At 44.8% G+C, this 23,412-nt stretch carries 19 protein-coding genes and 1 tRNA gene; 10 read left to right on the top strand and 10 right to left on the bottom strand.

Translation table 11 applies throughout. From position 1 onward, the window contains the following. Window positions 1-7 precede the first annotated feature (7 nt). Window positions 8-820: a diadenylate cyclase gene (locus ACDQ55_RS16725; RefSeq protein WP_420982598.1), complete on the top strand. Its 813-nt coding sequence runs from the start codon at window positions 8-10 to the stop codon at window positions 818-820. A gap of 96 nt (window positions 821-916) precedes the next feature. Here ACDQ55_RS16725 and ACDQ55_RS16720 read toward each other — a convergent pair whose 3' ends face one another. Continuing rightward, on the bottom strand, window positions 917-1,789 hold the full coding sequence (locus tag ACDQ55_RS16720) for an FKBP-type peptidyl-prolyl cis-trans isomerase (protein WP_420982597.1): 873 nt from the start codon (window positions 1,787-1,789) through the stop codon (window positions 917-919). Window positions 1,790-1,824: 35 nt separating this feature from the next. Continuing rightward, entirely contained in the window at window positions 1,825-2,829 is a 1,005-nt protein-coding gene (locus tag ACDQ55_RS16715) for a DHH family phosphoesterase (protein WP_420982596.1), read from the bottom strand. A gap of 165 nt (window positions 2,830-2,994) precedes the next feature. Between ACDQ55_RS16715 and ACDQ55_RS16710 the strand changes: the two genes are divergently transcribed. Then, window positions 2,995-3,411, top strand: a complete 417-nt coding sequence (locus ACDQ55_RS16710; protein ID WP_420982595.1) for a nucleoside-diphosphate kinase — start codon at window positions 2,995-2,997, stop codon at window positions 3,409-3,411. A 415-nt stretch (window positions 3,412-3,826) separates the two neighbouring features. Next, the gene (gene xerD, locus ACDQ55_RS16705) at window positions 3,827-4,726 is read left to right on the top strand and encodes a site-specific tyrosine recombinase XerD (protein ID WP_420982594.1); all 900 of its coding nucleotides are present in this window, start codon (window positions 3,827-3,829) and stop codon (window positions 4,724-4,726) included. A 143-nt stretch (window positions 4,727-4,869) separates the two neighbouring features. Here xerD and ACDQ55_RS16700 read toward each other — a convergent pair whose 3' ends face one another. The 4 genes from ACDQ55_RS16700 to ACDQ55_RS16685 form a co-directional block, all read right to left on the bottom strand. Then, complete coding sequence (locus ACDQ55_RS16700; RefSeq protein ID WP_420982593.1) at window positions 4,870-5,775, bottom strand: hypothetical protein; 906 nt, start codon at window positions 5,773-5,775, stop codon at window positions 4,870-4,872. A 363-nt stretch (window positions 5,776-6,138) separates the two neighbouring features. Next, the gene (locus ACDQ55_RS16695) at window positions 6,139-6,930 is read right to left on the bottom strand and encodes a DUF1398 family protein (RefSeq protein WP_420982592.1); all 792 of its coding nucleotides are present in this window, start codon (window positions 6,928-6,930) and stop codon (window positions 6,139-6,141) included. A gap of 115 nt (window positions 6,931-7,045) precedes the next feature. Further along, a complete protein-coding gene (locus ACDQ55_RS16690; RefSeq protein WP_420982591.1) occupies window positions 7,046-7,810 on the bottom strand; it encodes a helix-turn-helix domain-containing protein in 765 nt (254 codons plus the stop codon). A gap of 222 nt (window positions 7,811-8,032) precedes the next feature. Next, window positions 8,033-8,106: transfer RNA gene (locus ACDQ55_RS16685), tRNA-Arg, on the bottom strand. Window positions 8,107-8,231: 125 nt separating this feature from the next. Between ACDQ55_RS16685 and ACDQ55_RS16680 the strand changes: the two genes are divergently transcribed. Further along, on the top strand, window positions 8,232-8,705 hold the full coding sequence (locus tag ACDQ55_RS16680) for a 23S rRNA (pseudouridine(1915)-N(3))-methyltransferase RlmH (RefSeq protein WP_420982590.1): 474 nt from the start codon (window positions 8,232-8,234) through the stop codon (window positions 8,703-8,705). A gap of 30 nt (window positions 8,706-8,735) precedes the next feature. Continuing rightward, a complete protein-coding gene (locus ACDQ55_RS16675; RefSeq protein ID WP_420982589.1) occupies window positions 8,736-9,365 on the top strand; it encodes a rhomboid family intramembrane serine protease in 630 nt (209 codons plus the stop codon). A 42-nt stretch (window positions 9,366-9,407) separates the two neighbouring features. Here the strand turns inward: ACDQ55_RS16675 and tilS are convergent, their stop codons facing one another. Both tilS and ACDQ55_RS16665 read right to left on the bottom strand, forming a co-directional pair. Then, window positions 9,408-10,745, bottom strand: coding sequence for a tRNA lysidine(34) synthetase TilS (tilS, locus tag ACDQ55_RS16670; RefSeq protein ID WP_420982588.1), 1,338 nt, complete (start codon window positions 10,743-10,745; stop codon window positions 9,408-9,410). A gap of 24 nt (window positions 10,746-10,769) precedes the next feature. After that, window positions 10,770-11,081 (bottom strand): hypothetical protein, encoded by a 312-nt coding sequence (locus tag ACDQ55_RS16665; protein ID WP_420982587.1) that lies wholly within the window; start codon window positions 11,079-11,081, stop codon window positions 10,770-10,772. A gap of 135 nt (window positions 11,082-11,216) precedes the next feature. Here ACDQ55_RS16665 and ACDQ55_RS16660 point away from each other — a divergent pair, with 135 nt between their 5' ends. The 4 genes from ACDQ55_RS16660 to ispE all read left to right on the top strand — a co-directional run bounded on the left by ACDQ55_RS16660 (window position 11,217) and on the right by ispE (window position 14,629). Then, window positions 11,217-11,957 carry an electron transfer flavoprotein subunit beta/FixA family protein gene (locus ACDQ55_RS16660; RefSeq protein WP_420982586.1) on the top strand — a complete coding sequence of 247 codons (741 nt, stop codon included), beginning with the start codon at window positions 11,217-11,219 and terminating at the stop codon, window positions 11,955-11,957. 37 nt (window positions 11,958-11,994) lie between these two features. Then, window positions 11,995-12,966, top strand: a complete 972-nt coding sequence (locus ACDQ55_RS16655) for an electron transfer flavoprotein subunit alpha/FixB family protein (protein WP_420982585.1) — start codon at window positions 11,995-11,997, stop codon at window positions 12,964-12,966. Between the two features lie 179 nt (window positions 12,967-13,145). Next, window positions 13,146-13,745, top strand: a complete 600-nt coding sequence (locus tag ACDQ55_RS16650) for a bifunctional nuclease family protein (protein WP_420982584.1) — start codon at window positions 13,146-13,148, stop codon at window positions 13,743-13,745. 74 nt (window positions 13,746-13,819) lie between these two features. Continuing rightward, window positions 13,820-14,629, top strand: coding sequence for a 4-(cytidine 5'-diphospho)-2-C-methyl-D-erythritol kinase (gene ispE, locus ACDQ55_RS16645; RefSeq protein ID WP_420982583.1), 810 nt, complete (start codon window positions 13,820-13,822; stop codon window positions 14,627-14,629). A gap of 3 nt (window positions 14,630-14,632) precedes the next feature. Here the strand turns inward: ispE and rplT are convergent, their stop codons facing one another. Both rplT and rpmI read right to left on the bottom strand, forming a co-directional pair. After that, entirely contained in the window at window positions 14,633-14,977 is a 345-nt protein-coding gene (gene rplT, locus ACDQ55_RS16640; RefSeq protein ID WP_420982582.1) for a 50S ribosomal protein L20, read from the bottom strand. 48 nt (window positions 14,978-15,025) lie between these two features. Then, the gene (rpmI, locus tag ACDQ55_RS16635; RefSeq protein ID WP_326992358.1) at window positions 15,026-15,223 is read right to left on the bottom strand and encodes a 50S ribosomal protein L35; all 198 of its coding nucleotides are present in this window, start codon (window positions 15,221-15,223) and stop codon (window positions 15,026-15,028) included. A 431-nt stretch (window positions 15,224-15,654) separates the two neighbouring features. On the opposite strand from rpmI, the gene ACDQ55_RS16630 reads away from it, so the two are divergent. After that, a partial coding sequence (locus tag ACDQ55_RS16630) for a hypothetical protein (RefSeq protein WP_420982581.1) occupies window positions 15,655-23,412 on the top strand: 7,758 nt, incomplete at its 3' end.

Below are 23,412 nucleotides of genomic sequence, written 5' to 3'. Positions count from 1 at the left end.
TACAATTATGAAGGAAGTTATACAATTATATGGAGTGGAATTTCGCTGGTTGAATGCAATAGACCTGTTGATCGTTATTTTTTTAATCGTCCAGTTATACCGGTTATTAAAGGGCAGCCTTGCTTTTAATATTTTCGTAGGGTTATTAATGGTATATGCTGTCTATTTCCTGGTAAGGGCATTACAGATGCCTATTCTTACCAGTATCCTGCAAAACTTTATCAATGTTGGCATCATTGCCATTATCATTATTTTCCAGCCAGAGATCCGGAAATTCTTGTTGGTGCTGGGCAAGAAAACGCCGCTGAGCAAAGACAGCTTCTTTACCAAATTATTTTTACCCGACAAGTTTAAAAGTTACAAGGAAGAAGAGAATATTATCAATGAGATCATTGTAGCGGTAAGCCGGATGCAAAGCAGGTATACTGGCGCATTAATGGTAATTGCCACTACTTACCGTCTTAAATTTGATTCTGCTTCCAGTATTTCCATAGATGGTAATGTGAGCGCCAAACTGATAGAAAGCATTTTTGAGAAGCACAGTCCTTTGCACGATGGCGCCCTGATCATCGTAGGCAATAAGATCCTGGCAGCCAAAGTAATACTACCGGTGTCTGAAAACCCCAACCTGCCCAACCGTATCGGATTGCGTCATCGTTCTGCTGTAGGCATTACAGAACATAGTGACAACCTGGCCATTATTGTATCTGAAGAGCGGGGCACCGTTTCCTATGCAATGGACGGGGAGTTAACACAGGATGTATCGTTGGAAGACCTGAAAGTGAAACTGTATGAGGTATTGATAGATGGATACGCTTAATTGATCAAAAGTAATAAAAGTAAAGGCCGTTGATATTATTTATCAACGGCCTTTACTTTTATCTGCTTATCTACCGCCAAAGGCAGCAGGTAAAAACTATTTCTTAGATGGAACAACCGGAGCTTCAGGAGCACCTGGCTTAATATCTACCATCTGAACATCAAATACCAGGATAGAGTTACCTGGGATTACTGGAGGACTTCCCTGTAAACCGTAAGCCAGTGTAGAAGGAATTACCAGGATAGCTTTAGCGCCTTTTTTCAGACCGCTTAAGCCAGCATCCCATCCTTTAATCACGAAACCACGACCGATAGGGAATTTAATTGGGTCCAGCGGCATACCAGGACGCAGGGTAGAATCCAGGCTGGAATCGAATACTTTACCGCTGGTAAGTTTACCAGTGTAATGTACATATACAGTATCACCTGGATTAGGGGTGTTGCCGGTACCTTCTTCAGTTACGGCTACGTATACACCTTCTGCGTTCTTAGTAGCGTTGATCTTATTTTTTTCCAGGTATTCTTTAATCAGCTGCTCATCTTTTTCTTTCTGGGCGGTAGCTGAATATTTATCTTCAACTGCGAAAGTGATTTTCAGTTTATCACCTTTTTTACCAAAAGGAGGACGTTCCTGAGCTGGTAATGAATCCCAAGGAATGATGAAAGTAGCGCTATCGCCTTCGTGCAGGAGGGCAATACCTTCCATGAGGTCGTACTTATTCTGGGGTTTCTGCACCAGAACAGGGATAGGAGCACCTACCATTTTGCGGGAATCACCCAGGAGAGAGTCATTGATACGTTGGGTTACGTTCACGAGGACAGTATCACCCAACTTCAGTTGTGCTCCGCTACCGGATTTGTGAACGATATACTCAATACCGCCCGGTGTTTTTTTAACACCTGTACCACAGCTGGCTATCAGCAAGCCTAATGCCGCAGTTGCAACTAAAAACTGATTGTTTTTTTTCATTTGTTTGTATTAGTAGGTTGAAATACTTTATTTAATTATTGTAAGAGCGCCTCATTTTCTTCGATGGCCTTAATAAAGCGATCCACGGTTTTTTCCAGCGGGTCGGCGCTACGGCCTCCGGAGGCGTTGAAATGACCACCGCCATCAAAATATTTACGGGCGAAAGTATTTACATCAAAATCTCCTTTAGAGCGGAAAGACAGCTTCACTTCTGAGTTCCGGTCAATGATCAATGCTGCCATCTTGATGCCCTGGATAGACAACAGGAAGTTAACCAGTCCTTCGGTATCCCCTGTTTGCAGGTCGAACCGCTTCAGGTCTGAATAGGGAATGGCCAACATGGCGGTATTATATTCATAGAATACTTCCATGCGGTTCAACAGACTATGTCCGAGGAAGCGCAGACGGTTTTCTAGGAAATTATCGTAGATCGCCTGATGTATTACCTCGTGGCGCAGTCCTCTTTCCATCAGATCGGCTACCATCCGGTGTACGGCGGCAGTGGTGGATGCAAAGCGGAAAGAACCGGTATCAGTTACCGTACCCGCATAGATACACTGGGCAATCTCAAGGTTAATATACTGCTCATCTCCCAATTTATAAATAGTTTCATAAACTAATTGGGCCGTAGAGCTGGCAGAAGTATCACTTACCCCATAGTCGAATCCGGGCTGTGGCTCCAGGTGGTGATCTATGAGTATTTTTACTGCCGACAGTTTTTCCAGATGAGGCGCCAGGTTTTTGGTACGGTAAAACGCATTGTAATCGAGGCTAAACAGGAGATCTATCCCTTCCAGGGCCTGTAAGGCCTTATCTGTGGAAGATTCAAAATCAATGACCAAATCTGCTCCAGGCATCCATTTCAGAAAATCCGGAAAGTTAGTGGGAGAGATTACAGTTACCTGGTGCCCTTTCTGCAATAAGTAATGATACAGTGCCAAAGAAGACCCCATAGCGTCAGCGTCTGGCTTCTGGTGCATGGTTATCACCACTTTCTTAGGGTTCTCCAGCAAAGGCTTAATTTCCTCGATCGGCTTCATTAAAAAACTGTAATGTTAAGAGTTGATTTTCAATCACAACAAGTGGTTGAAACAGAAAACGAAGTGCGAAGTTCTTTATTTGGGCTAGAATTTCAAAATTTTTTACCGCTAAAGAAAATGTAATTACTTTTGCGGCCTAATCTGTAATTCGGAATTAAACATAATATGAGCAACAGAACATTTACTATGATCAAGCCTGATGCAGTAGCAAACGGGCACATTGGTGGCATTTTAGACATGATCAACGCTGCAGGTTTCCGCATCGTAGCCATGAAAATGACACAGTTATCTACTGCTAAAGCAGGTGAATTTTATGCAGTACATGCGGAAAGACCCTTTTACGGTGAACTGGTAGAATTCATGAGCAGCGGCCACATCGTAGCAGCTATCCTGGAAAAAGACAATGCTGTAGAAGATTTTCGTAAACTGATCGGTGCTACTAATCCTGCTAATGCAGAAGAAGGTACTATCCGTAAAAAATACGCAGAATCTATTGGCCGTAACGCAGTACACGGTTCTGATTCTGATGAGAACGCTGTAATTGAAGGTAATTTCTTCTTCAGCGGTCTGGAAAAATTCTAAAAAAACTGCTACCTGCAAAGGTGAAAAAAGCCGGCAACTTATGCCGGCTTTTTTATTTCAATTAACTTATTATCAATACATCCACGATAATCAATTAAAGCCGGCTACCAACAAAGTCTTTTCCTGCCAAAAAGTTAAATTAATATATATTATAATTGCAATATAACAACCTAAAGTTAAATATCGCCCGTTGGAAGCAGCTAAAAGAGCTATTTTTAGATGGTTTCTCATCTAAAAAAATAATAAAATAAATCACTCATTTTTAAACGCTTACATAGATATATTTCACCCTTTACTTTAAATAATAACAACTTTGCGCGCTGATCTCCCTATACCCGTACAGCAACATCTTATTTTTTTACTATTGCATATAGCCGTTGCCGTTGTTTTGTGAAAAACCTGTTAACTTGCCCTCATGTGGGAATCATTCCGGAAACTATTTAAAGGTTATTTAAGATTGGAGCGGTCCATGTCTGACCACTCAATAGAAGCTTACTTACGCGACGTAGAAAAACTGGAGCAATACCTGCTGGCGCATGGTAAAGATAAAATGCGCCCGCAGGACATTACCCTGGAAGAGCTCCAGGGTTGCGTACAATGGATCGCCAAACTGGGCATGACCGCCTCCTCTCAGGCCCGAACCATTTCCGGGCTCAAAGCATTTTATAAGTTCCTGCTGCTGGAAGACATGGCCAAAGACGACCCTACCCAACTATTGGAAGCACCCAAGATACTGCGGAAGCTACCCGACGTACTCACCTTTGAAGAAATTGAAAAGATCATTGCACAGATACCGTTGGATACTCCGGAAGGGCACCGTAACAAAGCTATTCTGGAAACAATGTACAGCTGCGGGCTACGGGTAAGCGAAGTAATTAACCTGCAGATCACCCAACTGCACATGGATGTAGGGTTTATACGGGTAGTAGGAAAAGGTAATAAAGAAAGGCTGGTGCCCATCGGCAAGGATGCCATGCGCCAGATAGATATTTACCGAAGACATGTACGTACATTGCTACCCGTTAAATACGGCGAAGAGGATACCCTGTTTCTGAACCGGCGCGGAAGCGCCTTGAGCCGGGTGATGATCTTCCTGGTAATAAAGGAACTGACTAAACAGGCAGGCATACAGAAAAATGTATCGCCCCATACTTTCCGGCACTCTTTTGCTACCCACCTGGTAGAAGGCGGCGCCGACCTTAGGGCCGTACAGGAAATGCTGGGGCATGAAAGCATTACCACCACAGAAATATACACACACTTAGACCGTGAATACCTCCGGGATACCCTGATGCGTTTCCATCCGCGCTTTTAATCCTTCATAAAAAAGAACAGCTACCCATAAGAAAGGTAGCTGTTTATTCTGCTGCTAGTGGGTACAAACAAGAGGTTCCTATGCCAAAAAGATAAGGGTTCACAAAGCTGAAAATAGTAGGGTTCTACAAACTTGACAATCTCTTACAATAAGCTCGGATGAAATAACAAACGATAATGATCACTCTTCTTTTTCCGTGTGCCTGTTAATGTTATCATGTCGGTAAACCAGGTGCCGATGTGGTCGGAAGCCCATTTTACCCGGGATGGTTTATAAATGATATTCAAATTAGTACAAGGGCCAATATCCTGCCGTTCCGGCACTTGCGCCATTTTGGGATCTTCAGCCCATAGCAGCTGATCATTCCGGTAGATGCGGAAAAAAACATCTGGTCCCATGTTCTGGCTACCGGGCCGGATCATTTGCAGGGAGCCCTTCGCCAGCTGTTGCCGTGAAAAGTGCAACGTATACCTTCCTATTTCATTGGTAAAAGCCTCGCCAATCCGCTGCCCTGTAATGGCGTTCCAGGCCTCTACTCTCAGGCAAGACTCTTCTGAAGCGCCAAACCGTGGTTTCACAACACCCGTTATTACCCAGGCGCCGGCCCTGGCATAAATGCTACGCCATACGGCAGCAGGGATCACATAGGCATAAGCGCCTACATAACCATCGCTATTACGCTTCCAATGCAATACCAGGCGACTCAAATGGAAATTGCGCGACTGGCGGCTACCATTCCTACCCGGCAGTTCATCCAGGCAGAGATCCAACTCCAGGGCTTCGGTAAATAAGTGCACTTCTTCCCACGACAGGGAAAAATTCCCCTTCTCATCCAACGAGCCTTCTGCCAGTAAGCGATCGGCCTTCATCAACACCTCTTTGGCCGACAAAGCGGTCATATCGTTAAAGATACCTTCCTCTACTTCCTGCTGCAACTGCTTTTGACTCTTCGGCGCAGGTAAATATACACGGATACGGGCATTTGCCAGGGGCTCTACACAATCGTTACAGATAAGTGCGGATATATTTCCGATTAATAGGTAACTCATATTTAATTTTTTAAAAAAGGGCTAACGAGTATCACCTCATGAAAATGTTCTGCGTATTATTCATCCAAAAAAACAAACAAGGCGAAAAGGCCGGATCAAACTTAAACCGATTGATGCTTACAAAGATTATGAAGTTTCTAAAAGCACGCAAGCGTTAAACAACTGAAAAAAGCAAATGCGTAGAAATACGTAAAAAAGACAGAAAAATACGCAGCAGCCTGGAAGATATGGCTATTCACCACTTCATAGCTACCATATTGTTTAATATACTTACCGAGTAGCCGGTTGTTGATGCAGCCCGGTTAATATTGCTTTCTATTGAAAGAAAGAGCTGAAACTTCAATAGCTTATAGCAGATACTTCTCAAGGTATGGGAATTGCTTCCACCATAATTACATGTCCACTTTTATCATAATAGGTACAAGTCATTTTTCTCATACATACGGCCCATTTATTCACTCCATTATTAGCACATTCCCTACAGATTTCAAAATAATCCGATCCTCCGTTCTGGTGATTTTTAATGTCTTTGCGCAGTTGTTCTTCATTAACTTCATCGGCAATATGAAGAAGGGAATAATTAGGCGTTGAACTTACTTTATAATCGTTTTTTCCATAGTAATCTGTATGTCCGTCGTGGAGAAAAGTCTCATAAAAAGTAACTCCCAGCGCTTTGATATCCTGGATATACTTCGGAAAATCGGCGCCTGATTTTACGGTGGAGTGAGCCGCTTTAATTTGTTCAACTGTGAAATAAGGTAGGGCTTCCAATATACTTTTCAGCTGAGCCAATTCATCATCAAATTGTTTCATTCCCACTTCAAAAGCTTCTTCAGGCATCTGTACCGGTTTGGTAAAGGTGATCATAAAATGGGCTCCTTCATTGCCTGCAACTACTCTGCAGGGAACACGCCAATGGCCCTCCCCCGGATCAATGAAATCATGGTCTAAAATACCCAAAGATTTATCTGACCTCATTTTTACTTTTGAAATTCCCCTGGGGCCTTCCATCAGATAAAATCCATCTTCTCCCCCACTTACTTTTTTTACATTATGTACAGCCCATTCGGCCCATAAAGAAAGGTTGTTTACATAATCCCAGACTAAACCGGGATTTGCTTTAATGTTGATTGTTTTTGTTATTGTACCTGTCATTTTCCTGAGCATTTGTGTTGAACATACCATTGAAGCATATTGCAACGGTTAAGGAATATTTCGTTTCAACAAAAGTCAATCTTTCGCAAATGCTGTAATTGTAAAAAATCGTTTTCTATAAAGTGGGTTTGAAACGCTCTGGTGAAACACCAGTATATTGTTTGAAGTCTTTTATAAAATGGGCCTGATCAAAAAAATTATTCTCATAGCAGATCTCGGTTAAAGATTTCTGACTATCTAAGGTATTAAGTACCGCATTAAAGCGTACAATGGAGGCAAACTTTTTAGGGGACGTTCCTACTAATTTTCTAAATCGCTTTTCAAAGGGACTTTGGCTAATAAACAGTTGCTCGCTGAGCTCCTTTATCCTGATAGTCCCATTTGATTGATAAATACGTCTTACCGCTTCCACAATTAACTTATCGCTTGCCCTGTCTTTCAGTGCTGATATAAAAAAGCGTTCAACAATTTTAATTCGGTCTTTATCTGTTTGGGCTAGGGATAGCTGGTCTTCCGCTTCATGAATTTTATTCTTATCGAAAATAGTATCAAGTGCAATACTTAAATTAAACAACTCGTTAGCAGGATGATTTGAAAAATAGGTAATTCCCGTTTCACTGAAAAAAACCAGGATTGTACCAATATTGGCAGTGCTCTTAAACACTTTATAGCTATCCGATATACCGGTTATTCCTGCTGTAGCTAAGGTATTATTTTTCCCATCTTTAATTAGTGCTAAATGCCCTTGGTACTGAAATCCTATCACTAAAGATGTTGATGGAAAGACTTTATAAATTTTTTCATCCGTACTTTCAGTAATGACAAAATATTTGATATAGGGTTTAAGTCTGTTTGCCGGCTCAGTCTTGTCAAATTTCATTTTCAATCTTATTAAAAATTAAAAAGCTCTCTCAACGGCTTCACTCTTCTTTCCTGAGGATACCTGCAAGATAGGTAATAAATCCAATCGGGCTGCTATAGCAATTGCAGCGTTTCTATCAGGAATGAACGATGCGCAACCCTTACCGACTGAACCGTATTACCACCTGTTCATCAGCGTATAAATAAAAAGCCGACCAGACTAAATGTCTGGTCGGCTTTGTGACCCCGTCAGGATTCAAACCTGAAACCTTCTGATCCGTAGTCAGATGCTCTATTCAGTTGAGCTACGGAGCCTTGTATTTATAAGTGGATGGCAAAAATAGCTTTTTTTTTGAAATCGTCAAATAGTTATTAAAAATATTTCTGCAATCTTTTGATTTACATTTACATTCATAATCATTGTGTAAATATAATAAAAAGTGAAAATTCAACTCTGGAGCATCGGAAAGGATCATGATCCTTATATCAGGGAGGGTATGGCAGTATTTCAAAAAAGGCTGCAACATTATGTAGACTTTGAAGTGAAGCTCATTCCCACTGTGAAGCAAGCTGCCAGTTTATCAGTACCCGAACTGAAAAAGCAGGAAGCTAAAATCATTATGGATATGCTGCAGCCCACCGATTATCTGCTTGCCCTGGATGAAAAGGGTAAAATGATGACCACCGTGCAGTTTGCCGATTTTATACAACAAAGAACTAATGCCGGTACCCGGCAACTGATCATACTCATAGGTGGCGCTTTTGGGATAGACAGCACCGTGCTGCAAAGGGCACAGTCACAACTATCCCTTTCCCCCCTTACCTTTCCTCATCAACTTGTGCGGCTGATTTTCACAGAACAGCTATACCGGGCCTATACGGTCATCAACAGGGAAAAGTATCATCATCAATAATTACATTTATCACAAAATAATGTGGGCCTTATGACATTATCCATCAGCTTAATTATCATCATTATCACCTGTCTGATTTCCTTTACGGCACTGAATAACTACGGCCAGCTCGACAAACTGAGCCTGCAGCCTTATATGGTAAAAAACTACAAACAGTACTACCGGTTCATCACTTCCGGTTTTGTACATGCAGATTATTCCCATTTGCTGTTTAATATGCTTACTTTATATTTCTTTGGGAGTTCTGTGGAAAATTATGTATTCCTAGGACTGTTCCATAGCAAATGGATATACATCGCTTATTATCTTCTGGGAATTATTGTGGCTAATATTCCTTCTTATATCAAACAGCAGAATAACGTTAACTACTCTTCCCTAGGTGCTTCCGGCGCTATATCGGCAGTAGTGTTTACCGCTATTCTCATCAGTCCCTGGACGCCTATCTACCTGTTCTTTGCCATTAAATTACCAGCAGTAATATATGGCGCGTTATTCCTGGTAATCTCCGCCTATCTATCCAGAAAGGGCGGCGGCAACGTTAACCATGACGCACATTTGTGGGGGGCTCTTTTTGGTCTGGTATTCCCGCTGTTGTTTCATCCAGAGCTGGGCACGCAGTTCATCTATATGCTTACCCACCGCTCCATGTTTGGGCAATAAAAAAATCCGGTTGCTGAAATGGATAAGGTTTCAGCAACCAGGTTACTTCACCAGGGTGATTGCCAGTATTTCTTTTGTTTTAGGAGTGATCTTCACCCGATCGTCTATACGCATGCCCAGTATCCAAATTATCCGCTTATTCGATTCCAATACCCAAACCTTTTCCTTTTGTGGCAGCGATAATTTTTGATCTATCAGAAAACGGCTTATCTTCTTTTTCTTAGGCATGCCCAGCGGATAAAAATAATCTCCCTGTTTCCATTTGCGCAATATCAGCGGAAATTTAATCTGACCGGCATCTAACCAGGCTATTTCCGGAGCCGTAGGAATAGCCGCTCCTCCCTTCTCCTGAACGCGGAGATGTAATTGTCCGTCTGCAAAATGAATATGCGATTGTTGCGGCTCTATCACTATAAATGGCGTATCCTCCGTGGTAAGCGGTGTAACCAGTAACCACTGGCGGTTGCGGATAATCCGATGGGTAGCTGTTTCCACATAACGACCCGATTCACTTTCCAGGAGTGACAGCACCTGTTGTGTTTGTGCAGAAGAACAACCGAAACCACGGAACAGTTCCCAGGTAATCGTTTGCAGGGGCACGCTTTTCTGCAGCTTGGCTACCGGCACTTTCCAGGTATTGCCTTCAACTGTCAACAAACGTTTACGATGCCGATCCATAGCTTCCTGGTACAGCATTTCGGCTTCCTTCATCCGCTCAATAGTGGCCGCCATATTTTTCACTGCACCGGGAAATGCCTCCTGTAAGCGAGGAATAATCTGGTGCCTGAAATAATTACGTGTATACTTATCCGTTATATTAGAGCTATCTTCCACATAGCGGATATTATGCAGGGCTACATAGGCTTCCAGGGTAGCTTTATCTGTAAACAACAGCGGCCGGATCAGGTACTCCTGTTTGGGCAATATACCGTGCAAGCCAGCGATACCGGTACCTTTGGTAAAATTCATCAGGGCTGTTTCCACACTGTCTTGCACATGATGTGCAGTAGCGATACAGGCATACCCATTTTCCCTACGTACTTCTTCCAACCAGCGATAACGCAGCTCACGGGCGGCTACCTGAATGGTTACACGATGTTGGGTTACATAGGCCTGGGTATCGAATTTCACAGTGTGTACCGGCAACTCCAGCCTGGCCGCAAGTTCCCGGACAAAGGCCTCATCGCGTTCGGACTCTTCCCCTCTTAACTGAAAATTACAATGGGCTATAGCAGCCAGATAGCCTGCCTGCTTAAATAATGTAGCCATCACCACAGAATCTATTCCTCCGCTTACTGCCAGCAGTACTTTTTGCGCAGGATCGAACAGTTGATGACGAGTAATAAAAGTAGTTAGGTGTTCTAATAAATGTTGCGGCATCCGTTTTTAATTGGATTAGAAATATCAATATACCAGGTCTTCATAGGCCGACTGCAATTCATTGTATGCATGCCTTTCGTTAGCCGCTTTAGCCATGGCCATTCCCTTTTCATAGACGCTAATGGCTGCAGTATTATCACCTGCACGTTCCAGCAATTTTCCCAGATGATAATAAGACCCCACATAACCTGGTTCATGCGCCAACAGTTCTTCAAACAACTGCCGGGCGGCGGCATCCTCGTTGAGCTTAATATATTCCAGGGCCAGGGCATGTTTCAAGAAACTGTCGTTTGGCGTTGCCTGGAGGAATTGCTTGATTTGCTCGATTCTATCCATCCGTATATTATTAATAATTTATACAATATGTAGCGGATATTTACTACCCAAAATCATCTTTCTATGCAGCGGTTGGCGTATATTATTTAGATATATTTGCTAATACCACATTTTTTAATAAAACCGTTTAAGGCCATGAAGATTTTAGTATGTATCAGTAAAACTCCGGACACGACTGCAAAAATAGCTTTCACGGACAACAACACGAAATTCAATGAAGCTGGCGTACAGTTTATTATTAATCCATATGATGAGTGGTATGCCTTGGTAAGAGCGCTGGAGCTGAAAGAAACAGTAGGTGCCGACGTTCATCTGATCACTGTGGGCGGGGCTGATTGCGATCCGATCATCCGCAAAGCGCTGGCACTGGGTGGAGATGCAGCTTTCCGGATCAATGCAGACAGTGCAGACAGTTTTTATATCGCATCACAAATTGCTGCGCATGCACGGGAACAGCAGTACGATATTATTTTTACCGGTAAGGAAACCATCGACTATAATGGTTCCGGCATAGGCGGCATGGTTGCTGAGCTGCTGGAACTGCCCTATGTATCCATTGCTGCTAAATTTGATCTCAACGGCACAGTAGCCACTATAAACAGAGAAATTGAAGGGGGAGAAGAAATATGTGAAGTATCCCTGCCGGTAGTAGTATCCTGCCAAAAAGGAATGGCCGAAGCCCGTATACCCAATATGCGTGGCATTATGGCGGCCCGTACCAAACCCTTAACTGTTGTAGAACCCACAGCCGCAAATACCCTCACGGCAGTAGTAAACTTTGAACTGCCTCCAGCAAAAGCGGGCGTAAAACTTATCAGTCCTGATCATGTGGAAGAACTGGTAAAGCTACTGCACGAAGAAGCCAAAGTAATTTAAGGGTATAACATTTCTCAACAACTAATCAAATTATTCCATGTCTATATTAGTATTTGCCGATCAGGCACAGGGTAAAATCAAGAAAGCTGCGCTGGAAGCCATTCAATATGGAGCCAAAGTAGCGGAACAGTTGGGCACTACCGCTACAGCGCTGGTACTCGGACCGGTTGAAACAGCGGAACTCGCCTTACTTGGTAACTATGGCGCACAGAAAGTATTACATGTAGCAGATGCACGTTTACAAGAAGTGGAGAGCTCCGTATTCACTAAAATTGTGGTGGCGGCCGTAGATAAAGAAGGCAGCAAAGTGATTATTTTCCCCCACAACTTCGACGGCAAAGCAGTAGCTCCCCGGGTAGCGGCTAAATTAACCGCGGGCCTGGTATCTGGCGCTATCTCCTATCCGGATATTTCCAATGGTTTTGTAGTAAAGAAAAACGTATTCTCTGGAAAGGCTTTTGCCAATATCAATATCCTGTCTGAGAAGAAAGTGATTGCCATAATACCCAATACTTTCCCATTAACGCCTGGCACAGGCACTGCTGCAGTAGAGGCATTTTCTCCTGCCATTAACGAAGCAGACTTCAAAGTAAAAGTGATCAAAACGGAAACAGTTAGCGGAGAGGTTCCGTTAACCGAAGCAGAGATCATTGTAAGCGGCGGCCGTGGCATGAAGGGTCCTGAAAACTGGGGTATCCTGGAAGACCTGGCTAAGGTGCTGGGAGCAGCTACCGCTAGTTCCCGCCCGGTGGCCGATGCTGGCTGGCGCCCGCACCATGAGCACGTAGGCCAAACTGGCTTAACGGTAAGACCCAATCTATATATCGCCGTAGGTATTTCCGGCGCTATACAACATTTGGCTGGGGTAAATGGTAGTAAGGTAATTGTAGTGATCAATAAAGACCCAGAAGCGCCATTTTTCAAGGCGGCAGATTATGGCATAGTAGGTGATGCATTTGAAGTAGTTCCCAAACTAACGAAAGCCATTCAACAATTTAAAGAAGCATAAACAAAATGAGCGCATCAATAGAGAATGAAGTATTATAATATCATATGGATCAGTAAAACTTCATTCTCTATCATTTATTTTGTATAACTGACAATTATCATTATAGATTTTTTTTAGATAAGGAATTATTTTCTAACTTCACACACTTACAAACTATTCAGCGACAACGCAAGACAGATATGAGAAAAATAGAACTGGAAATAGTTGCTTTATCGCACAGCATTACGCAGACTCATTCGTATGCTGTAGTACTGGGAGAAGTAAATGGTTTGCGCCGTTTACCTATTGTGATTGGTGGATTTGAGGCACAGGCAATTGCAGTGGCCCTAGAGAAAATGCAACCCAGCCGGCCTTTAACACACGACCTGATGAAAAACTTCATGAATGCCTTCAATGTAGAATTACAGGAGGTGATCATCAGTAATCTACAGGAAGGCATTTTTTATTCCAAGCTTATCTGTTCCAATAACGACGAAACCATTGAGATAGACTCCCGCACTTCTGATGCTTTGGCACTCGCAGTGCGCTTTGGATGCCCTATTTACACCTACGAGAATATCCTCAATAGTGCTGGTATATTGCTAGACGACCCTGCCGGTAAGAAGAGCAACAAACCCGTTACTCCTACTATTTCAGAACACGAGAAAGGCATAGAAGATGACCTGAAATCGATGAATGTAGAGGAGTTAACTTCTCTTTTACAGGAAGTATTGGAGCAGGAAGATTACATCCGTGCTATCGCTATCCGCGATGAGATCAATAGCCGTAAAAGCAAATAATTTTCTTTCAGTCACCTGCCTGCTGCCAGCCATATCAAATGGCTGCTGTTAGCTTGCTGTGCAATAATTAGTACATGGTTGTATTTCCTAATTGCAAAATAAACCTGGGCTTACATGTTACCCGTAAGCGCCCTGATGGCTTCCATGACCTGGAAACGGTGTTTTATCCTTTCCCTGTAACCGATGCTTTGGAGGTACTAACACATCCTTCCTTACAATTTGCCAGCAGTGGCATAGATGTACCAGGAGATGCCACAGACAATCTCTGTTTGAAGGCCTTTCATTTATTACAACGGGATTTCCCGCAGCTAACGCCGGTGAATATTCATTTACATAAGCACATTCCTATTGGCGCCGGCCTGGGCGGCGGCTCAGCAGATGCTGCCTTTATGCTGCAGTTGCTGAATCAGAAATTTCAACTGGGATTGTCTGAAGCTGCGCTGATCGACTATGCTGCACAACTGGGCAGCGATTGCCCATTTTTTATATTAAATCAGCCTTGTTATGCCACCGGGCGTGGAGAAATCATGGAGCCCATCCAACTGGACCTCTCTGCCTGGTCCTTTGTGCTGGTACATCCGGGTATACATGTAAATACCGGCTGGGCATTTAAGCAGCTCACCCCTCAGGCGCCTGTTCATTCCCTTACGGAAATGATCCAGTTACCGGTAGCGGAATGGAAAGAAGTGATCAGAAATGACTTTGAGGCGCCGGTATTCAGGGCACATCCGGTTATCGGGGCTATTAAAGACCAGTTATATACCGCCGGCGCCGTATATGCCGCTATGAGCGGCAGTGGTTCCGCTGTTTTTGGCATCTTCCCTAAAAACAAAATAGCTGGCATCCTGTGGGATACCAGCTACCGGGTATTTACTATTAAGTAAGTCTTACTTTACAGAAGCCACCAGTGCTTTGAAAGTTTCTGGTTCATTCATAGCCAGATCAGCCAACACTTTTCTGTTCAGCTCAATCTTTTTACCGGCTAATTTGTTCATGAACACAGAGTAGGTCAACCCTTCTGCTCTAACAGCAGCGTTGATACGGGCGATCCACAGCTGGCGGTAGTTTCTTTTCTTTAATTTACGACCTACATAGCTGTAAGTGAGTCCTTTTTCGAGAACGTTCTTCGCTACGGTGTAAACATTCTTTCTTTTACCGTAAAAGCCTTTGGCTTGCTTTAAGATCCTTTTTCTTCTGGCTCTTGAAGCTACGGCATTAACTGAACGAGGCATTTGCTTTGTTTTTTCTCAGGTTATAAAATTCGATTCTTGTGACAGCTACTAGCGCATTCCGAGCATTCTCTTAACCAAGTTAAGATTTGCTTCATGAACCAGCGTACTACCTCTTAAGCTACGTTTTCTCTTGGTAGCTTTTTTAGTCAGTAAGTGGCTTTTGAAGGCCTTGAACCGCTTAATCTGTCCGTTCCCACCAACCTTGAATGTTTTCTTGGCACGGGAATGTGTCTTTACTTTGGGCATCTTACATCAAATTTGGTCTGCAAAGGTAGGAAAATAATTTAATAAAGCACAGACTTGTATAAATAATTCGCCTACCCTCCATAATGTGGATAACTTTTTAAATATTTTTTCATCTGCCGGTAAGCTATTGACAATCAGTTTTTCGCCCGACTTCCCTGCCAAGTTATCTCACCTAAAACATATTACGATTATTACCACTTTTTTTAATTTTGTATATTATATCTAATTTTAATCTCAAATTAGTTATATATATTTTAGCCATACCATGTATAAACACCTGAGGCCTATGAAACCATTTTACACACTTCCGACCCTTTGCCAGACAAGGGTATCTGGATTTAATTACCGATGTAAAGAGTTGAGAAACAGTAAGGACTGAGCATCCTAGCATGCCCGGACCTGATATTTTTTTCACTTAACTGTTTGCACCTATGAAACAACTATTAACCTTTTTGTTCCTGCTACTGGGCTTTATGCTGCCGCGGCAACACGCGATGGCACAAACTGCGCCCCCCAACGGAAGTGCCTTCATGAACTTACCGGACACGGCCTGCTGGAATAGCTTTGCCAGTATGAACGCCTTTTACTGGAAGGCCAATTATTCGCCAGATTATGTAGACTGGACGGTTACCGGAGGTAGCGTCACAGTACTCTACTCTTCCGATGGTACGAAACTGGTAGGGCAGAAGCCGGATACCAAGTACGGTAAAAATGCCTTGACGTTAAAATTTAACGACAAGGGATTATACACGATAACGGCCAAGCTCGTAAGAGGTAATAACTCTACCACCATTAAAAAAACCATCTATGTAAAAGATTGCTCTATCCTACCTTGTCAGGGACAATCCCCTGGCGTAGGAGATTTTAAAGAAACCTTCGGTAACTTTAAAGTGAACGCCGGTACAAGTAGATCTAACTCTAACGTAACCGGTTATACGTACGTTGCCATTCCTTTAGGAGGAAAAGACTTCGCTGATGATAGCTATACCATTTACTACAATACACAGATCAGGGGCGAATGGGTAAATGCCTCCGACCACACCGGTAGTATCTATGCCGACTCTGTAGGCGGTATGCTGATCGCTAACTCATCTGTCACTAAAAAATCATTTTATACCAAAGATAATGTACCGGTTTGCCCGGGTTCCCAATACAATTTCAGCGCATGGTTTATGAACGTTAACTCCACGGAGGTGTTCAATTCAACCTGTGCTGCCGGTAACCCAGACGGTTACCACTATGCGGGTGTAACCTTTCTTATCATCAATAAAAATAAGACGCCCTGGGATACACTGGCACGTTTTAAAACCTACGACGTGTCCATGAACCTGAAAAATCCACAGTGGCAGATGTATGGAGGTGGTTTTAAAACACCGGGAGGCGTTACTGCTGTTACCCTGACCATCGTAAATGATCGTTTGGGAGATTGTGGTAACGATATCGCGATCGATGATATCACCTTTAATTATTGCAGTCCATATATTTACTCTTTTATAGATGGGCAATACAATCCACCGCTAACAGCAGATTCTCTTTGTGAAGGAGCGCCGGTAACCATTAAAGCTACCTATAGCCCTAATGGCTGGCAGCCTGATGGTACTTACGACGCTTCCAAAGACTATTTCCAAAAACCGATTTTCCAATGGGAAAAAAGTCCGGATAGCCTTAACTGGAGCCCTCTCTATGATGGTGGCGGTATTACAGGTACTAGTGATTCTGTACTGGTAATCGCCGAAGGTGCATTAAAAGGCGATCCTAACCAGATCGTCAATTATTTTTACCGGGTAAACATCATTGAAAAAGGCAACAGCACCAACTGTGCCACGCCTTCCCTAGCTGCTAAAGTCACGGTACTACCTAAACCCAAAGTAAAAGTTTCTTCGGGCAGGATATGTATAGGAGAAAGCGTGGACCTGGAAGCCACCGGAGGTTATAGTAAATACGAATGGAAGGTAGAACCGGTAGTGATAGGCCCAAAACTAACCGTATATCCCCAGGCAACCACCACTTATGAAGCGGTGGGCATTGCCGATTATGGATGGAACTCACTTACTAATGAGCCCAGACAGTGTAAAGACAGTGGCAGGGCTTTGGTAGTTGTAGATTCCATGCCAGTAGCTAAAATTACTGGTGGACCTACGGAAATATGCCTTGGAGATCAGATCAATCTGCACCTCACCATTACTGGCGCGCCAGCTGATAGTATTACCTGGAAATGGGCATATCAAACAGATTCAATTGCTGGTAAAGTAACTGACATCAGCCATACTCCTGCTGATACCGGTAGAAGAGTATACTACGCGATAATAAACAATAAAAACTGTAACGCACTCGATTCTTTCGTAGTACAGGTAAGATCACTGCCCAAAGCAGATGCCGATACTACTTACAAGCAGTGTAATACTACCGACTTTGCTATCAAGCGCTCCACTCCTCCTGCCGATCAGCAAGGAACCTGGTACTTCGAGGGCAACAACCTCGGTGCTACGATCACCAATATCAATGCAGCACAAACTACTATTAAGGGTGTACCTGCCGGCGATACTGTGCACTTGTTATGGGTAATCACCAACAAGTACCGCGCTGTATGTACCGATACCAGCAGGGTAACACTCATCAATACCAAGCCGCTTAGCACCAGCATAGCAGGTCCGGATATGATCCAGTGCGATAGCACCATATTCCAGCTAGCTGGCAGCAAACCTGGCCCTAATGAAACGGGTACCTGGAGTCTCGCTACCGGTTATACCAATGCAGATGTAACCATCGATAACATCAATGCCTGGAACGCACAAGCTACTATCCTGGGTGCTACACGGCCCACAACAGTAGAACTGATCTGGACTATCTCCAATGGCGTTTGTACCGATGATACTTCCAGCATTAAACTGACCGTTAAACAAGCTCCTACTGTAAAAATAACCGCTACACCGGTTTGTAATACAGCAGGCGCCTTTACCGTGAACTTCAGTAACGTTACCGGCACCATTACCAACTACACTATAGATGTAGCTTCCACCAGGCCTATGCCTGGCTTTACTGCTGTTAGCCAATCATGGCCAGGCGGTACTTCAGGATCTTTCACCGTGGCATTTCCAGCCTCTACTCCGGCTGGCAGTTATGATTTTGTGCTGACCGCTAACGAAGATGACCTGAAAGGATGCAGCATTAATATACCTTTCTCTGTTTCTGTAGAAATACCTTCTACCGCTCCTACCGGTGTTACTGCTTCTGTAGACAATTTCTGCATAAGTGGTAATGCAACTTTAACTGTTGTAGGCGGCTCACTAGGTACTGATTCCACAGGTAAGGGTATTAAGTGGAGATGGTACACCGGTAGCTGCGGCGGCACACCAGCTATTCCAACTTCCGCTAACGCAGATAGCTCTATCGTTACTTTCAATAATATTACCGCTACTACTACCTTCTTTGTACGTGCAGAAGGCGCCGGCGCTTGCGCTACTACTTCTTGTGCATCTGTAACAGTAACAGTATTACCACAACCTAATACTGCTGCAGTAGGAACAGACCAAACACAATGTAATAACGCTACCTTCACTTTATCCGGTAATAATCCGGTAGGCACAGACGCTCATGGCGTGTGGAGATGGCCGGCTGCTTACAATGGTGTAATTACCATTGCTGATAGCACCAACGCTACTACCACTGTAACCGTGGCCGCGGGTAACACTGTACCATTTACCTGGTGGATCACTAATGGCGTGTGCGACTCTACGCAGGCGACTGTGAAGCTCACCAACTTCGAACAACCAGTAACGGCTACTGTAGGTGCGGATCAGGCACATTGTAATGATGCCAACTTCACCCTCTCTGGTAACACCCCTACTGAATATGGCGCTCATGGCGTGTGGAGATGGCCGGCTGCTTATAATGGTGTAATTACCATTGCTGACAGCACCAACGCTACTACTACCGTGACCGTAAAAGCAGGTAACACCGTATCATTTACCTGGTGGATCACTAACGGCGTATGCGACTCTACTAAAGCGACCGTGAAAATCACCAATTTCGAACAACCAGTAGCAGCTACTGTAGGTGCAGATCAGGCACATTGTAATGATGCCAACTTCACCCTTTCTGGTAACACTCCTACTGAATATGGCGCTCATGGCGTGTGGAGATGGCCAGCTGCTTACAATGGTGTAATTACCATTGCTGACAGCACTAACGCCACTACTACCGTGACCGTAAAAGCGGGTAACACCGTACCATTCACCTGGTGGATCACTAACGGCGTGTGCGACTCTACACAGGCTACCGTGAAAATCACCAACTTCGAACAACCAGTAACGGCTACCGTAGGTGCAGACCAGGCACATTGTAATGATGCTAACTTCACCCTCTCTGGTAACACCCCTACTGAATATGGCGCTCATGGCGTATGGAGATGGCCGGCTGCTTACAATGGTGTAATTACCATTGCTGACAGCACCAACGCTACTACTACCGTGACCGTAAAAGCAGGTAACACCGTACCATTTACCTGGTGGATCACTAACGGCGTGTGCGATTCTACTAAAGCGACCGTGAAAATCACCAACTTCGAACAACCAGTAACGGCTACCGTAGGTGCTGACCAGGCACATTGTAATGATGCCAACTTCACCCTCTCTGGTAACACTCCTACTGAATATGGCGCTCATGGCGTGTGGAGATGGCCAGCTGCTTATAATGGTGTAATTACCATTGCTGATAGCACTAACGCCACTACTACCGTGACCGTAAAAGCGGGTAACACCGTACCATTTACTTGGTGGATTACCAACGGCGTGTGCGATTCTACGCAAGCTACCGTGAAGCTCACCAACTTCGAACAACCAGTAACGGCTACCGTAGGCGCGGATCAGGCACATTGTAATGATGCTAACTTCACCCTCTCTGGTAACACCCCTACTGAATATGGCGCTCATGGCGTGTGGAGATGGCCGGCTGCTTATAATGGTGTAATTACCATTGCTGACAGCACTAACGCCACTACTACCGTGACCGTAAAAGCAGGTAACACCGTACCATTCACCTGGTGGATCACTAACGGCGTATGCGACTCTACACAGGCTACCGTGAAGCTCACCAACTTCGAACAACCAGTAGCAGCTACCGTAGGCGCGGATCAGGCACATTGTAATGATGCTAACTTCACCCTCTCTGGTAACACTACTACTGAATATGGCGCTCATGGCGTGTGGAGATGGCCAGCTGCTTATAATGGTGTAATTACCATTGCTGACAGCACTAATGCCACTACTACCGTGACCGTAAAAGCAGGTAACACCGTACCATTTACCTGGTGGATCACTAACGGCGTATGCGATTCTACGCAGGCTACCGTGAAGCTCACCAACTTCGAACAACCAGTAACGGCTACCGTAGGTGCAGACCAGGCACATTGTAATGATGCCAACTTCATCCTCTCTGGTAACACCCCTACTGAATATGGCGCTCATGGCGTGTGGAGATGGCCAGCTGCTTATAATGGTGTAATTACCATTGCTGACAGCACCAACGCTACTACCACTGTAACCGTACAAGCGGGTAACACCGTACCATTTACCTGGTGGATCACTAACGGCGTATGCGACTCTACTAAAGCGACCGTGAAGCTCACCAACTTCGAACAACCAGTAGCGGCTACTGTAGGTGCTGACCAGGCACATTGTAATGATGCCAACTTCACCCTCTCTGGTAACACCCCTACTGAATATGGCGCTCATGGCGTGTGGAGATGGCCAGCTGCTTATAATGGTGTAATTACCATTGCTGACAGCACCAACGCTACTACCACTGTAACCGTACAAGCGGGTAACACTGTACCATTTACCTGGTGGATCACTAACGGCGTATGCGACTCTACTAAAGCGACCGTGAAGCTCACCAACTTCGAACAACCAGTAGCGGCTACTGTAGGTGCAGACCAGGCACATTGTAATGATGCCAACTTCACCCTCTCTGGTAACACCCCTACTGAATATGGCGCTCATGGCGTGTGGAGATGGCCAGCTGCTTATAATGGTGTAATTACCATTGCTGATAGCACCAACGCCACTACTACCGTGACCGTAAAAGCAGGTAACACCGTACCATTCACCTGGTGGATCACTAACGGCGTATGCGACTCTACGCAGGCTACCGTGAAAATCACCAACTTCGAACAACCAGTAGCAGCTACCGTAGGCGCGGATCAGGCACATTGTAATGATGCTAACTTCACCCTTTCTGGTAACACTCCTACTGAATATGGCGCTCATGGCGTGTGGAGATGGCCGGCTGCTTACAATGGTGTAATTACCATTGCTGACAGCACTAACGCCACTACTACCGTGACCGTAAAAGCAGGTAACACTGTACCATTTACCTGGTGGATCACTAACGGCGTGTGCGACTCTACACAGGCTACCGTGAAGCTCACCAACTTCGAACAACCAGTAACTGCTACCGTAGGCGCGGATCAGGCACATTGTAATGATGCCAACTTCACCCTCTCTGGTAACACTCCTACTGAATATGGCGCTCATGGCGTGTGGAGATGGCCAGCTGCTTATAATGGTGTAATTACCATTGCTGACAGCACCAACGCTACTACTACCGTGACCGTAAAAGCAGGTAACACCGTACCATTTACCTGGTGGATCACTAACGGCGTATGCGATTCTACGCAGGCTACCGTGAAGCTCACCAACTTCGAACAACCAGTAGCGGCTACTGTAGGCGCTGATCAGGCACATTGTAATGATGCCAACTTCACCCTCTCTGGTAACACACCTACTGAATATGGCGCTCATGGCGTGTGGAGATGGCCAGCTGCTTACAATGGTGTAATTACCATTGCTGACAGCACCAACGCCACTACTACCGTGACCGTAAAAGCGGGTAACACCGTACCATTCACCTGGTGGATCACTAACGGCGTGTGCGACTCTACACAGGCTACCGTGAAAATCACCAACTTCGAACAACCAGTAACGGCTACCGTAGGTGCAGACCAGGCACATTGTAATGATGCTAACTTCACCCTCTCTGGTAACACCCCTACTGAATATGGCGCTCATGGCGTATGGAGATGGCCAGCTGCTTATAATGGTGTAATTACCATTGCTGACAGCACTAACGCTACTACTACCGTGACCGTAAAAGCGGGTAACACCGTATCATTTACCTGGTGGATCACTAACGGCGTGTGCGACTCTACACAGGCTACCGTGAAAATCACCAACTTCGAACAACCAGTAACGGCTACCGTAGGTGCAGATCAGGCACATTGTAATGATGCCAACTTCACCCTCTCTGGTAACACTCCTACTGAATATGGCGCTCATGGCGTGTGGAGATGGCCGGCTGCTTACAATGGTGTAATTACCATTGCTGACAGCACCAACGCTACTACCACTGTAACCGTGGCCGCGGGTAACACTGTACCATTTACCTGGTGGATCACTAACGGCGTGTGCGACTCTACGCAGGCTACCGTGAAAATCACCAACTTCGAACAACCAGTAACGGCTACCGTTGGCGCGGATCAGGCACATTGTAATGATGCTAACTTCACCCTCTCTGGTAACACCCCTACTGAATATGGCGCTCATGGCGTGTGGAGATGGCCGGCTGCTTATAATGGTGTAATTACCATTGCTGACAGCACTAACGCCACTACTACCGTGACCGTAAAAGCGGGTAACACCGTACCATTTACCTGGTGGATCACTAATGGCGTGTGCGACTCTACGCAGGCTACCGTGAAAATCACCAACTTCGAACAACCAGTAGCGGCTACTGTAGGCGCGGATCAGGCACATTGTAATGATGCCAACTTCACCCTTTCTGGTAACACTCCTACTGAATATGGCGCTCATGGCGTGTGGAGATGGCCGGCTGCTTACAATGGTGTAATTACCATTGCTGATAGCACTAACGCCACTACTACCGTGACCGTAAAAGCGGGTAACACCGTACCATTTACCTGGTGGATCACTAACGGCGTGTGCGACTCTACACAGGCTACCGTGAAGCTCACCAACTTCGAACAACCAGTAACGGCTACTGTAGGCGCGGATCAGGCACATTGTAATGATGCCAACTTCACCCTCTCTGGTAACACTCCTACTGAATATGGCGCTCATGGCGTGTGGAGATGGCCGGCTGCTTACAATGGTGTAATTACCATTGCTGACAGC

This window comes from Chitinophaga sp. 30R24 (assembly GCF_049056765.1).
In the GTDB taxonomy this organism is placed as follows: Bacteria; Bacteroidota; Bacteroidia; order Chitinophagales; family Chitinophagaceae; genus Chitinophaga.
This window is presented reverse-complemented; position numbering and strand designations above follow the sequence as displayed.